The following is a 13324-nucleotide window of genomic DNA, read 5'->3' on the forward strand; positions in this document are numbered from 1 at the left end:
CTTGTTTCAGTTACCCGCCGGGCCAAACAGGGCCGCCACCAGCGGATCGCGGCGCGCCGCGCCGCGTACCCAGCTGGCCGTGCGGCGCACTTGCGGCGGCAATTCGGCCCAGCCATCGACGTCGTCGTCCTGTTCCCCCAGCGCGTACAGGGCGGGCCGCTGGCGCCCCGGCTCCGTGCAATGGCGCTGCGCCAGGTGGATCTGTCCCAGGCCGCACATGTGGCGCAGATAGCGGCTCATGGTGCCCGCATCGAGTCCCAGCAAGGCGGACAATTGCGCCGCGCTGGCCTGGCCCTGCTCGCGGATGTACTGCGCGATGCGGGCGATATGCAGCTGCGACTTCTTGCTGCGTCCCTGTAATTGGCGCCCCTGCCGTGGCGCCGTCCTGCTTTCAACCAACTGACTGCTGTTCAACATCTGCCTGACCTCCCGTGGTGCTGCCCGCCGGCAAACGCTGTAGTGCGTTTGCGACAGGCAACGAGTGGACTTTATCAATCGCTAATGTTAAAGTCAAGCATTTGGTAATTTATCAAACGGTAAATTTCAGGTTTAATGTGGAGATGAATATGTATCAATACAGACGCGACCGCCTGCTGGCCCTGATCCGCGAGCACTACGACAACACGCGCAAGAAGATTTCCGACGTCAGCGGCTGGAGCGAGGCGCGCATCTCGCAAATCCTCTCGCCCACCTACCGCGAGGGGCGCGCCTTCAGCGAAAAGATCGCGCGCAAGCTGGAAGCGGACCTGCAACTGGACAGCATGTATTTCGATCAGGGCGCGGCGCCCGATCAGGCGGCGCTGACGGCACGCGCGCTGGCCGGCGTGCAGCCGGTGGTCGTGGAAGATGGCGAGGATGAACGCTTTTATCCGATCCGCAAGGTAAAACTGCGCCTGTCGGCCGGCATCACGGGCTTTGCCATCGAACCGGAAACGCACGACGGCAGCACCATCAGCGTGCCGCGCAGCTGGGTCGAGCGCAATGGCTACCATCCGGAAAAACTGGTGGCGATCAAGGTCAAGGGCGAGAGCATGGAACCGGCCCTGTACGAGGACGACGTGGTGATCATCAATACGGCCGACAACCGGCCGGCAGATGGCATCGTGTTTGCCATCAATTACGAAGGCGAACCGGTGGTCAAGCGCATGGCGCGCGATATCGGCGAATGGTGGCTGACGTCGGACAACCCGGACCAGCGCAAATACCACCGCAAGCTGTGCCGCGGCAATGAATGCCTGATCGTCGGCAGGGTCGTGCGCAAGGAAAGCGACCGGATTTGAAAGCGAAGTTTATCAAACGATAAACTTCGCTCACGGCAGGGCGCTTACGCCAGCGCCGCCTGGATCTGCTGCAGCGATGCCGGATCGTCCATCGACGTCAGGTCGCCCGGGCTGCGGCCTTCGCAGATGGCCTGGATCGAACGGCGCAGCAATTTGCCCGAGCGCGTCTTCGGCAACTGCTGCACGAACAGCACGCGCGCCGGCCGCGCCACGGCGCCCAGCTGGCGGTCGACGACGGCCATCACTTCACGCTCCAGCAGCGCTTTCGCCTCGACGCTGTCGAAGCCCCGCGGGTCCTTCAGGATCACGAAAGCCATCGCCACCTGGCCTTTGAGCTTGTCTTCCACGCCCACCACCGCCACTTCCGACACGTTCGGGTGACTGGTGATGCTTTCCTCGATTTCGCGCGTACCCAGGCGATGGCCAGCCACGTTGATCACGTCGTCGGTGCGGCCCAAAATGAAGTAATAGCCATCCGCGTCGCGCACGCCCCAGTCGAAGGTGGAATACACTTGCCGTTCGCTGAAGGTGGACCAGTAGGTGTCGACGAAGCGCGCATCGTCGCCGTAGACCGTCTGCATGCAACCGGGCGGCAACGGGCCTTCCAGCACCAGCACGCCCTTCTCGTTGGCGCCGCACTCTTCGCCCGTCGCCTCGTTGAGCAGCTTGACCTGGTAACCGTACATGGCCAGGCCGGGGCTGCCCAGGCGCGTGGGCGTGTTGGCAACACCCTTGGCCACCGAGAGGATCGGCCAGCCCGTCTCCGTCTGCCAGTAGTTGTCGATGATGTCCACTTTCAGTTCGTCGGCGATCCATTGCGACGTGGTTTCATCGAGCGGCTCGCCCGCCAGGTACAGCGCCTTCAATGACGACAGGTCGTATTTACGCATCAGTTCCACCGGGTGCTTGCGCAGCACGCGGATGGCCGTCGGCGCCGAGAACATGCGCGTGACCTTGTATTTTTCAACGATGCTCCACCAGATGCCCGCATCGGGACAGATGGGCAAACCCTCGTACAGGATGGTGGCCATGCCGGCGATCAGCGGGCCATACACGATGTAGGAATGGCCCACCACCCAGCCGATATCCGAGGTGGCAAAGAAGGTTTCGCCGGGCTTGCCGCAAAATGTGTACTGCATCGACGACGCCAGCGCCACCGCATAGCCGCCCACGTCGCGCTGCACGCCTTTCGGCTTGCCCGTCGTGCCCGAGGTGTAGAGCACATACGACGGTTCGTTCGATTCGAGCCAGGTGACGGGCACCTGCGCATCCAGGTGCTGCTCGCGCAGGGCAGCGTAATCGACGTCCCGGCCCGGCGTCAGTTCCATCGGCACCAGTTGGCGGTCGACCAGCAACACCCGCTGCGGCTTGTGCGCGGCGATGCGGATGGCTTCGTCGAGCAGCGGTTTGTAGGCAATCGCCTTGCCATTGCGCGAACCGGCATCGGCGGAAAACACCAATTTGGGCTGCGCATCGTCGATGCGGCTGGCCAGGCTATTGGCGGCAAAGCCGCCGAACACCACGGAATGCACGGCGCCGATGCGCGCGCAAGCGAGCATGGCGAACGCCGCCTCGGCGATCATCGGCATGTAGATCAGGACGCGGTCGCCCTTGACCACGCCCAGCGACAGCAGGATGGCGGCGCAGCGCTCCACTTCGCGCTGCAGTTCGCGAAAGCTGTAGCTGCGCTCGGTATTCGTTTCGGTGGAAATGGCGATCAGCGCGGCCGCATCGCCCTGGCTTTCCACCCAGCGGTCGACGGCGTTATGACACAGATTGGTGGTGCCGCCGACAAACCACTTGGCGAACGGCGGGCGGGAATAATCGAGCACTTGCGAAAACGGGGCATGCCAGGCTATCTTGTCCGCTTCCTCGCGCCAGAAAACGTCAGGCGTGTCGATCGAGCGTTGATAAAATGCTGCGAAATTCATGTCTCCTCCGGTAGGCTTGCAATCTGTTGTAGTTGCTGCTCGTTCCTGTTCTGGTGATCTGTTCGCGCAAGCACCCTCCGCTCCGTGCCGCCACTTGCAGGGCAGGTATCGGCCGGACCAGTTGCGGTCCGGCCTGGGCGGGTTATGCGCTAGAGGCGTCGCCAGGAATGCGCACAGTCCCTTCCATCAGCACGCGCGCGCTGCGGCTCATGATGGCCTTGGTGACGCTCCACACGCCATCGGCCAACGCCGCTTCCGCGCCCACCATCAGGGTGCCGGACGGGTGGCCGAAGCGCACCGAATTGCGGGGACCGCCGCCCGCCGCCAGGTTGACCAGGGTGCCGGGAATGGCCGCCGCCGTGCCGATGGCGACAGCGGCCGTGCCCATCATGGCGTGATGTAATTTACCCATCGACATGGCGCGCACCAGCAAGTCGATCTCGCCCGCTGCCACCTGCTTGCCGCTGGACGAGACATAGCCGGCAGGCCTGGCGACAAAGGCCACCTTCGGCGTGTGCTGGCGTTTCGCCGCTTCATCGAGATGCGCGATGAGTCCCATGCGCAAGGCGCCATGCGCGCGGATGGTTTCGAAGCGGGCCAGCGCCACCGGATCGCCATTGATGGCGTCCTGCAGTTCCGTGCCCGTGTAGCCGATGGCGTCCGCATCGACAAAAATCGTCGGGATGCCGGCGTTGATCATCGTGACCTTTAAAACACCGATGCCGGGTACGTCCAGGTCATCGACAAGGTTGCCGGTAGGAAACATAGCCGAGCTGGCCCCATCGCCGCCCTCCTCGTCTGCCGCCGGATCGAGGAATTCCAGTTTCACTTCGGCGGCCGGGAAAGTCACGCCATCGAGTTCGAAGTCGCCCGTTTCCTGCACTTCGCCATGCGTCATGGGCACGTGGGCGATGATGGTCTTGCCGATATTGGCTTGCCAGATGCGCACCGTGGCGATGCCGTTTGCAGGCACGCGCGCGGGATCCACCAGGCCGCTGGCGATGGCGAACGAGCCGACGGCGGCCGACAGGTTGCCGCAATTGCCGCTCCAGTCGACAAATGGCTTGTCGATGGAGACCTGGCCGAACAGGTAGTCGACGTCGTGGTCAAGCTTGGCGCTTTTTGCCAGGATCACCGTCTTGCTGGTGCTGGACGTGGCGCCGCCCATGCCGTCAATCTGCTTGCCATACGGGTCGGGGCTGCCGATCACGCGCAGCAGCAGCGCATCGCGCGCGGCGCCCGGCACTTGCGCGCTGGCCGGCAAATCCTGCAGGCGGAAAAACACGCCCTTGCTGGTGCCGCCGCGCATGTAGGTGGCGGGGATTTTGATTTGGGGTACGTGGGTCATAAGGTTTCCTGAAAAGCCGGGCAGCGCGCCTGCGCGCCACCCGGTGAATGACGAACTGCTTACGCTGCCTTGGTCGACTCGAGGAAATCCTGCGCGAAGCGCTGAAGAACGCCGCCCGCCTCGTAGATCGACACCTCTTCCGCCGTATCGAGGCGGCAGGTGACAGGCACTTCGACCGTTTCGCCGTTCTTGCGGTGGATCAGCAAGGTCAAGGTGGAGCGCGGCGTGCGCTCGCCGACGACGTCATAGGTTTCGCTGCCGTCCAGGCCCAGGGTCTTGCGGTTCACGCCAGCCAAAAATTCCAGCGGCAAGACGCCCATGCCCACCAGGTTGGTACGGTGGATGCGTTCGAAACCTTCGGCCACGATGGCTTCCACACCGGCCAGGCGTACGCCCTTGGCGGCCCAGTCGCGCGAGGAGCCCTGGCCATAGTCGGCGCCGGCGATGATGATCAATGGCTGCTTGCGCTCCATGTACACCTCGATGGCTTCCCACATGCGCGAGATCTTGCCTTCCGGCTCGATGCGCGTGAGCGAACCCGCTTTCACCTTGCCGTCCTCGATTACCATCTCGTTTTTCAGGGTCGGATTGGCAAACGTGGCGCGCTGCGCCGTCAGGTGGTCGCCCCGGTGCGTGGCGTAGGAATTGAAGTCTTCCTCGGGCAAGCCCATCTTCGCCAGGTATTCTCCGGCCGCGCTGTCGAGCATGATGGCGTTCGATGGCGACAGGTGGTCGGTGGTGATGTTGTCGCCCAGGACGGCCAGCGGACGCATGCCTTTCAAGGGGCGCGCGCCAGCCAGCGCGCCTTCCCAGTACGGCGGGCGGCGGATGTATGTCGTCTGCGGACGCCAGTCGTACAGGGGGCTGACCTTGATGCCATCGTCCGCCTGCGCGGCGAACATCGGAATGTACACCTTGCGGAACTGCTCCGGCTTGACGCTGGCAGCGACGATGGCGTCGATTTCCTCGTCCGACGGCCAGATATCCTTGAGCAGAATCGGCTTGCCATCCGCATCATGGCCCAGCACATCCTTCTCGATATCGAAGCGGATGGTGCCGGCGATCGCGTAAGCCACCACCAGAGGCGGCGAAGCGAGGAACGCCTGTTTCGCGTACGGGTGGATGCGGCCGTCGAAGTTGCGGTTGCCCGACAAGACGGCCGTGGCGTACAGGTCGCGCGACACCACTTCGTCCTGGATCACGGGGTCGAGCGCGCCCGACATGCCGTTGCACGAGGTACAAGCGAATGCCACCACACCGAAGCCCAATGTTTCAAGCTCCGGCATCAGGCCCGCTTCCTGCAGATACAGCTCCACGGTTTTCGAGCCGGGTGCCAGCGACGATTTCACCCACGGCTTGCGGGTCAAGCCCAGGCGGTTCGCATTGCGCGCGATCAAACCGGCGGCGATCATGTTGCGCGGATTGTTCGTGTTGGTGCAGCTGGTGATGGCCGCGATGATGACGGCGCCGTCCGGCATCTTGCCCGGTTCGTTTTCCACTACGCAGGAAATCCCGCGCGCGGCCAGCTCCGACGTCGGCACGCGGTTGTGCGGATTCGACGGACCGGCAATATTGCGCACGACGGACGACAGGTCGAAGCTCAAGACGCGCTCGTACTGCGCGTCCACCAGGCTGTCGGCCCACAAGCCCGTCTCTTTGGCGTACAGCTCCACCAGTTTCACCAGTTCGTCGTCGCGGCCCGTCAGTTTCAAATACTTGATGGTTTGCGCGTCGATGTAGAACATGGCGGCCGTGGCGCCAAACTCCGGCGCCATGTTGGAAATCGTGGCGCGGTCGCCCAGGGTCAGATGCGACGCGCCTTCGCCAAAGAATTCCAGGTAGGACGAGACGACCTTCTGCTTGCGCAAAAATTCCGTCAGCGCCAGCACCGTGTCGGTGGCCGTGATGCCCGGCTGCGGTTTTCCCGTCAGCTTGACGCCGATGATGTCCGGCAGGCGCATCCACGAGGCGCGGCCCAGCATCACGCTTTCCGCTTCCAGGCCGCCCACGCCGATGGCGATCACGCCCAGCGCATCGACCATCGGCGTGTGCGAATCCGTGCCCACCAGCGTATCGGGATAGGCTACACCATTTTGCACCTGGATCACGGGCGACATGCGCTCAAGATTGATCTGGTGCAAGATGCCGTTGCCCGGCGGAATCACGTCGACGTTCTTGAAGGCCTTCTTGGTCCAGTCGATGAAGTCGAAACGGTCTTCGTTGCGGCGGTCTTCGATGGCGCGGTTCTTGGCGAAGGCGTCGGGGTCGAAACCGCCGCATTCGACGGCCAGCGAGTGGTCGACCACCAGCTGTGTCGGCACGACGGGGTTGACGAGGGCCGGGTCGCCGCCCTGGGCCGCGATGGCGTCGCGCAGGCCGGCCAGGTCGACCAGGGCCGTCTGGCCCAGGATGTCATGGCAGACGACGCGCGCGGGGAACCATGGGAAATCGAGGTCGCGGCGGCGTTCGATGAATTGGCTCAGGGACGCGTTCAGGGTGGCCGGATCGCAGCGGCGCACCAGGTTTTCGGCCAGCACGCGCGAGGTGTAGGGCAAGGTGGCGTAGGCGCCTGGCTGGATCGCATCGACGGCGGCACGCGTGTCGAAGTAGTCTAGCTGGGTGCCTGGCAAGGGCTTGCGGTAAAGCGTATTCATGTTGGAGTTCATTATTTGCGGTCCTTGATCGGCACGAATTCCAGGTCTTCCGGGCCCACGTAATTGGCGCTCGGGCGGATGATCTTGTTGTCGATGCGCTGCTCGATGATGTGGGCAGCCCAGCCCGAGGTACGCGAGATGACGAACAGCGGCGTAAACATCGCCGTCGGCACGCCCATCATGTGGTACGACACGGCCGAGAACCAGTCCAGGTTCGGGAACATGTTCTTGATTTCCCACATGACCGTCTCCAGGCGCTCGGCGATGTCGAACATTTTCGTGGAACCGGCTTCCTGCGACAGCGAACGGGCCACTTCCTTGATGACTTTATTGCGCGGGTCCGAAATCGTGTAGACGGGGTGGCCGAAGCCGATCACCACTTCCTTGTTGGCCACGCGTTCGCGGATGTCCGCTTCCGCTTCGTCGGCGTTGTCGTAGCGTTTCTGGATATCCAGCGCCACTTCGTTCGCGCCGCCGTGTTTCGGGCCGCGCAGCGCGCCGATGGCGCCCGTGATGGCGGAATGGATGTCCGAACCCGTGCCGGCGATCACGCGACTGGTGAAGGTCGAGGCGTTGAATTCGTGTTCCGCGTACAGGATCAGCGACGTGTGCATGGCTTTTTCCCACGACGCCGACGGTTTTTCGCCGTGCAGCAGGTGCAGGAAGTGGCCGCCGATCGAGTCGTCGTCCGTTTCCACTTCGATGCGCTTGCCGTTATGGCTGTAGTGGTACCAGTACAGCAGCATGGAACCGAACGACGCCATCAGGCGGTCGGCGATGTCGCGCGCGCCCGGGGCGTTATGGTCGTCCTTCTCCGGCAGGGTGCAGCCCAGCACGGACACGCCCGTGCGCATCACGTCCATCGGGTGGGCGGCGGCCGGCAGCGCTTCCAGCGCCAGTTTCACTGCCGACGGCAAGCCGCGCAGGGATTTCAACTTGGCCTTGTAGCCTTTCAGTTCGGCGGCTGTCGGCAGCTTGCCGTGCACCAGCAGGTAGGCGATCTCCTCGAACTCGCAGCTGTCGGCCACGTCCAGGATGTCATAGCCGCGGTAGTGCAAATCGTTGCCGGTCTTGCCGACCGAGCACAGCGCCGTGTTGCCGGCGGTGACGCCGGACAGGGCGACGGATTTTTTAGGCTTGAAAGTGGCGGCTTGCGGTGCGTTCATTGATTTCTCCAAAAATTGACTAGTCTCGGTTGCATCACTGCGGGGCCGGCATGCGGCCCCTGCTTCTCTTTTCTTTACTTATTTCTTTTGCGCGGCGAACAGCGCATCGAGCTTTTGCTCGAAATCGTGGTAATTGATCGATTCGTACAGCTCCATGCGCGTCTGCATAGTGTCGACGACGTTCTTTTGCGTGCCGTCGCGGCGCAGCGCCTGGTAGACGTTTTCCGCCGCCTTGTTCATGGCGCGGAAGGCCGACAGCGGATACAGGGCCAGGCCCACGTGGGCGCTTCGCAGTTCGTCCAGGGTGAACAGCGGCGTGGAACCGAATTCCGTGATGTTGGCCAAAATCGGCACGTTGACGGCCTTGGCGAAGGTGGCGTACATGTCCAGGTCCGTGATGGCTTCCGGGAAGATCATGTCGGCGCCCGCTTCGACGCAGGCGACGGCGCGTTCCAGCGCCGCTTCCAGGCCATCGACGGCCAGCGCATCGGTGCGCGCCATGATGACGAAGTTCGGGTCCGTGCGCGCATCGACGGCCGCCTTGATGCGGTCGACCATTTCTTCCTTGCTCACGATTTCCTTGCCCGGACGGTGGCCGCAGCGCTTGGCGCCCACCTGGTCTTCGATGTGCAGGCCGGCCGCGCCGAACTTGATCATCGATTTCACCGTGCGCGCCACGTTGAAGGCGGACGAACCGAAGCCCGTGTCGGCATCGACCAGCAGCGGCAGGTCGCACACGTCGGTGATGCGGCGGATGTCGGTCAGCACGTCGTCCAGGCTGGAAATGCCCAGGTCGGGCAAGCCCAGCGAGCCGGCCGCGACGCCGCCGCCGGACAGGTAAATGGCCTTGTAACCGGCGCGCTTGGCCAGCAAGGCGTGGTTGGCGTTGATGGCGCCGACGACTTGCAACGGGGATTCTTCCTGGACGGCCTTGCGGAATGCGGCACCTGCGGAGTATTGAGTCATGTGTTCACCTTATGGGTTTCGGATGGTCCCGAATGTTTCACGGAGTGGCTATGAGCATCAGTATTGCAAATGCCGTGCCAGGCCGGCGCGGCGCGGCGAACAACACGTGACGGCAGAGCGAAAACAAGCGACAAGGGGCCAGCCAGCACTGCTCCGGGGCTGTGACGCGAGGGAACAACGATGTCACGTTTGTCCTATTCGATGTTTCATTATCGTTTCATAATTTCATTTTGAAACATAGCATTGAAACATGCAACACCGCTAGATGAAAAGATGGGGGCAGGCACACGCGCCGCCGGTCGCGCGCAAAAAAAAACAGCCGGCGGATGCCGGCTGCGGGAACACTGAAAGAGTAAAGAACTAGGCCAGCCGCACCAGCGGGTTGGCGATGATGTTGTCGATCTGGCGCACGGCTTCTTCGCAGGCGGCGGCAATGGCGCCCTCCTCGTCGTCGCGCACGAATTGCATGGTCGAGCCTTCGAATACTTCCAGGCCTTCGGCCGTGGCGCGCTCGATGTCGCAACTGGCCGACCATTTGCCGTCGGTGGTGGGCACGGCCAAGGGAACGATTTCCCAGCCTTTATAGTGAATTTTAGAACTGCTATCCATGGGTGCCTCCTTCGTGACTGACTCAATAGTGGAAATCGTAGCATGAAGCGCGGCTGGCAGCGACGTGTTTCACGCGCCAGCCGTAGTCAGGCTCACTTTCGGGCTAAACGATTTACGCTGGCTCAAGGGCGCAGCAGATTATCGACTTCCGTCCTGGCCACTTGCAGGCCCGCCGTGCAAGCCGTTTCGGGGGCCGCGTAGCCGCCCAGGGTGCGGCTGCGCGTGATCGCCTGCGCTTCCGGCTCGCCTTCGCGCTGCAGGCGGTAGGTAAAATCCCATAAATCGTCGTTATCCTTTTGCGGGGTCACGGAAATCGTAAAACCGCGGTACTGTTCGCTGCGTGCAGTGATATCGTTCATGAATTCCTCCTTGGAAGAATGAGGTTACCATGCTGCAAGCGCCGGGGTGCGCACGGCTGTAACGGCCGCATGCCTGCTCCCTTATCTGTTTTTCGCATGTTAAATGTGAATTTACAGCATTTTTTTAGCGAACTCTGGCGATATAATGCCATTCCCTGTCCGTCCCTTGCCGCCGTGATGACTCCACAAATCCAAGCTTTCTTCGATCCCGCCACCGCCACCGTCACCTATATCGTGTATGAGGCCGACGGGCGGGACTGCGCCATCATCGATTCCGTGCTCGACTACGATCCCAAGGCGGGCCGCACCTCCACCGCTTCGGCCGACAAGGTGATCGCCTTCGTGCGCGAACACGGCTTGCAGTGCCGCTGGCTGCTGGAAACCCATGCACATGCCGATCACCTGTCCGCCGCGCCCTACCTGCAGCAGCAGCTGGGCGGCGACGTGGCCATCGGTGCCGCCATCCAGACGGTGCAGCAGGCCTTCGCCGCCGTCTACCACCAGGGTGCGGCCAAGGCCGACGGCTCGCAGTTCGACCAGCTGTTCGCGCCCGACCAGGTATTCCATATCGGCGCATTGGAAGTGCGCGCGCTGCACGTGCCCGGCCACACGCCGGCCGACCTGGCATACCAGATCGGCGACGCCGTGTTTGTCGGCGACACCCTGTTCATGCCGGACGTGGGCTCGGCCCGCTGCGACTTTCCCGGCGGCTCCGCTGCGCTGCTGTACCGCTCCGCGCAGCGTTTGCTTTCGCTGCCGCCGCAGACACGGCTGTTCATGTGTCACGACTACCCGCCCAATGGCCGCGCGCCGCGCTGGGAAGTGACGGTGGCCGAACAGCGCGCAGGCAACATCCACTTGCGCGACGGCATCACGGAAGAACAATTCGTGGCCATGCGCACCAGCCGCGACGCCACCCTGGACATGCCGACATTGATCCTGCCCGCCATCCAGGTCAACATCAACGCGGGCAAGCTGCCCGAGCCGGAAGACAATGGCGTGCGCTACCTCAAAATACCGCTGAACGCGATCTGATTTCCCCGGCATTCCCCGCCCGCCGCGCTTCCTTTCTTGACACCACGCAATTCCCACCTCAGGCAATCCGCATACAGTGCAGATTGCCTGAGTTCGCTTGGGCGCCGCTTTTCATCTTTAACGTTGACGGAGCGCCCGCATGTCGCCCGACCCTACGCTAGCTGGCAATTGCATCCTGCTCGCCGAAGCCGAAGGCACAACCTTGTTCAGCCATGCGCTGCTCCAGGCCGTCACGCGCCTGCCCCGTCCCAGCATCGTCATCTTCGTGCATGGCGTCAATTCCGACGGCGAATGGTATGAGCAGGCCGAACAAGGGCTGTGCGCCGGTCTGAAGGCGCGCCTGAAGCGACGCGACGAGGATCTGGCGATCCCGGGCCCGGCGGCCGGACAGATGCAGGCCGCCACCTACGCGCGCGAATTGACGGATGACGGCTTCCTCAATCCCAAGCGCAACGCCACCACCTTCCTGCATCCACCAACTTTGCGCCGAGGACTGACGGTGCATAAGTTCATTGCCACGCCGCGCCAGCGACTGGCCTGGGCCTTCGCCACGTTTCTCTGCGTCATTTTCCTGACATGTTGGTCCATCTGGTCGGGCTATGCCGATCACCAGCATGTCCATTCACCTGGAGACTTCATGAAACAGTTCCTCGCGCTGCCCACGCTCGCCGCCTTCTCCATGTTTGCGCTATTGACAGCCTGCGCCGTGAAGCCGGCGCAGAAAGAAGACGGTCTCCCAACAACCACTGTCCAAGCTCCCTTCCGGGCACAGGTCGTGGGCCTGCAGTGGCTCAACCCTCTGCAACGACGCGACTATCCCACCGAGTGGCAACTGCTCTGGACGCTTGGCCTGGCCAAACCCAACAAGAATGACGATATGGTCAGGACGGATCCCAGGGGTTTCAGTACCTTGCAGGCAGTCGCCCCCATTGCCCACGATATCAATGGAAGGGAAACGTTCAAGGGCTATCACCATAAATATCTACTCGAACTGATGACCAATTTTCACGATATTTATTATTCCAGCCCCACCTACTTCTACCACGTCTACCCCAAGGATCAAAAACAGAACTGGCGCGAACTGGCAGGCATCCGCGTGGAATATGCCCTGCCTGACGGAAAATTCGATCCGGCAGAAGTACACCAATTCACGCAACAAACCATCACCGACACCTTCAGCATCGGCAACACCCACTTCCCCACCCTCTGGACCCGCGCCACCCCGCCCGACGTGCGCATCACCCTGGGCGGCAACAACGCGGGTTTTACCGCCCTGAAAGCCGCGCTGGCCTACCTGGAAACGCATCCGAAGGAAACCGTGTGGGTGATGAACTGGGATGCGCCGAGCCGGCCGAAGACCATGCAGATCAATGAAAACCTGGTGCTGCTGGTGCTGGCCGGCCCCGATTACAAGACGGAGCGCGCGGCGCTGGCGTGGATAGCTTATCCGGCCACGCGCAAGGTGGCCGATTTTGAAGCGGGCAAGGACAAGCCGCCGCGCGCCGTGCAGGCATGGCAGGCCGTGTTTGCCGAAGCGTCGCGCCATGGCGGCAAGACGGAAGAAGACATCGGCTACGTCATCCACGACGCCAGCAAGACCCTGCCCTCGTCATCCGACCGTCTGGGCCAGCTGGCGCAAGCGCTGACCCTGGAAGTATCGGGATTCGACTTCCTGCCGCAGACCTTCAATACGCCGGCCCTGCTGGGGGAAATGGGCGCAGGCACGGCGCTGACCAATGTCGCCCTGGGTATCGCCCATGCGAACCACGTCGGCAAGCCCGTGCTGGTGGCGGGCACCAGCGATCCTGACGGCGTCACGGGCGTGCTGGTCTTGCCGCCAGCGACGGTGCGGCCCATCGCCCACGACAAACCGTGGTTCCGCGCGCGCGGCGAAAACAATGCGTATTTGCCGTGGTGGGGCATCCGGCATGACACGGCGGACAGTTTGCAGGGTTACTCGAAATAAAGTCCAAGTA

Annotated in this window: 11 protein-coding genes; 3 read left to right on the plus strand and 8 right to left on the minus strand. The window is 62.7% G+C overall.

Going from position 1 to position 13324, the window contains the following annotated elements; all coding sequences use genetic code 11:
* Positions 1–6 precede the first annotated feature (6 nt).
* A complete protein-coding gene (locus O0881_RS05835; protein WP_099667432.1) occupies positions 7–417 on the minus strand; it encodes a hypothetical protein in 411 nt (136 codons plus the stop codon).
* 149 nt (positions 418–566) lie between these two features.
* Here O0881_RS05835 and O0881_RS05840 point away from each other — a divergent pair, with 149 nt between their 5' ends.
* On the plus strand, positions 567–1280 hold the full coding sequence (locus O0881_RS05840) for a S24 family peptidase (protein ID WP_289910559.1): 714 nt from the start codon (positions 567–569) through the stop codon (positions 1278–1280).
* Between the two features lie 44 nt (positions 1281–1324).
* Here O0881_RS05840 and O0881_RS05845 read toward each other — a convergent pair whose 3' ends face one another.
* From O0881_RS05845 to O0881_RS05875, 7 genes are all read right to left on the minus strand, one after another.
* The gene (locus O0881_RS05845; protein WP_289910560.1) at positions 1325–3211 is read right to left on the minus strand and encodes a propionate--CoA ligase; all 1887 of its coding nucleotides are present in this window, start codon (positions 3209–3211) and stop codon (positions 1325–1327) included.
* 142 nt (positions 3212–3353) lie between these two features.
* Positions 3354–4559 carry a 2-methylaconitate cis-trans isomerase PrpF gene (gene prpF, locus O0881_RS05850; RefSeq protein ID WP_289910561.1) on the minus strand — a complete coding sequence of 402 codons (1206 nt, stop codon included), beginning with the start codon at positions 4557–4559 and terminating at the stop codon, positions 3354–3356.
* 59 nt (positions 4560–4618) lie between these two features.
* On the minus strand, positions 4619–7213 hold the full coding sequence (gene acnD, locus O0881_RS05855) for a Fe/S-dependent 2-methylisocitrate dehydratase AcnD (RefSeq protein ID WP_289910562.1): 2595 nt from the start codon (positions 7211–7213) through the stop codon (positions 4619–4621).
* Positions 7214–7224: 11 nt separating this feature from the next.
* A complete protein-coding gene (gene prpC / locus O0881_RS05860) occupies positions 7225–8379 on the minus strand; it encodes a 2-methylcitrate synthase (protein ID WP_251348232.1) in 1155 nt (384 codons plus the stop codon).
* Between the two features lie 78 nt (positions 8380–8457).
* On the minus strand, positions 8458–9345 hold the full coding sequence (prpB, locus tag O0881_RS05865) for a methylisocitrate lyase (RefSeq protein WP_034783951.1): 888 nt from the start codon (positions 9343–9345) through the stop codon (positions 8458–8460).
* Positions 9346–9705: 360 nt separating this feature from the next.
* The gene (locus O0881_RS05870; protein ID WP_034783948.1) at positions 9706–9954 is read right to left on the minus strand and encodes a hypothetical protein; all 249 of its coding nucleotides are present in this window, start codon (positions 9952–9954) and stop codon (positions 9706–9708) included.
* A gap of 122 nt (positions 9955–10076) precedes the next feature.
* Positions 10077–10313 (minus strand): hypothetical protein, encoded by a 237-nt coding sequence (locus O0881_RS05875; RefSeq protein ID WP_099667425.1) that lies wholly within the window; start codon positions 10311–10313, stop codon positions 10077–10079.
* 177 nt (positions 10314–10490) lie between these two features.
* Between O0881_RS05875 and O0881_RS05880 the strand changes: the two genes are divergently transcribed.
* Positions 10491–11348: an MBL fold metallo-hydrolase gene (locus O0881_RS05880; protein WP_289897409.1), complete on the plus strand. Its 858-nt coding sequence runs from the start codon at positions 10491–10493 to the stop codon at positions 11346–11348.
* Between the two features lie 139 nt (positions 11349–11487).
* Entirely contained in the window at positions 11488–13314 is a 1827-nt protein-coding gene (locus O0881_RS05885; protein WP_289910563.1) for a virulence factor, read from the plus strand.
* The last annotated feature ends 10 nt before the right edge of the window (positions 13315–13324 follow it).

The sequence above is a fragment of the Janthinobacterium sp. SUN100 genome, assembly GCF_030397705.1.
Classification (GTDB): domain Bacteria; phylum Pseudomonadota; class Gammaproteobacteria; order Burkholderiales; family Burkholderiaceae_D; genus Janthinobacterium; species Janthinobacterium kumbetense.

What these genes read in the sequence shown, in the direction of transcription:
- O0881_RS05875 (WP_099667425.1), bottom strand. Translation starts at nt 10,313, where the DNA reads ATGAACGATATCACTGCACGCAGCGAACAGTACCGCGGTTTTACGATT.
- O0881_RS05870 (WP_034783948.1), bottom strand. Translation starts at nt 9,954, where the DNA reads ATGGATAGCAGTTCTAAAATTCACTATAAAGGCTGGGAAATCGTTCCC.
- O0881_RS05885 (WP_289910563.1), top strand. Translation starts at nt 11,488, where the DNA reads ATGTCGCCCGACCCTACGCTAGCTGGCAATTGCATCCTGCTCGCCGAA.
- prpF (WP_289910561.1), bottom strand. Translation starts at nt 4,559, where the DNA reads ATGACCCACGTACCCCAAATCAAAATCCCCGCCACCTACATGCGCGGC.
- O0881_RS05845 (WP_289910560.1), bottom strand. Translation starts at nt 3,211, where the DNA reads ATGAATTTCGCAGCATTTTATCAACGCTCGATCGACACGCCTGACGTT.
- acnD (WP_289910562.1), bottom strand. Translation starts at nt 7,213, where the DNA reads ATGAATACGCTTTACCGCAAGCCCTTGCCAGGCACCCAGCTAGACTAC.
- O0881_RS05880 (WP_289897409.1), top strand. Translation starts at nt 10,491, where the DNA reads ATGACTCCACAAATCCAAGCTTTCTTCGATCCCGCCACCGCCACCGTC.
- prpB (WP_034783951.1), bottom strand. Translation starts at nt 9,345, where the DNA reads ATGACTCAATACTCCGCAGGTGCCGCATTCCGCAAGGCCGTCCAGGAA.
- prpC (WP_251348232.1), bottom strand. Translation starts at nt 8,379, where the DNA reads ATGAACGCACCGCAAGCCGCCACTTTCAAGCCTAAAAAATCCGTCGCC.
- O0881_RS05840 (WP_289910559.1), top strand. Translation starts at nt 567, where the DNA reads ATGTATCAATACAGACGCGACCGCCTGCTGGCCCTGATCCGCGAGCAC.
- O0881_RS05835 (WP_099667432.1), bottom strand. Translation starts at nt 417, where the DNA reads ATGTTGAACAGCAGTCAGTTGGTTGAAAGCAGGACGGCGCCACGGCAG.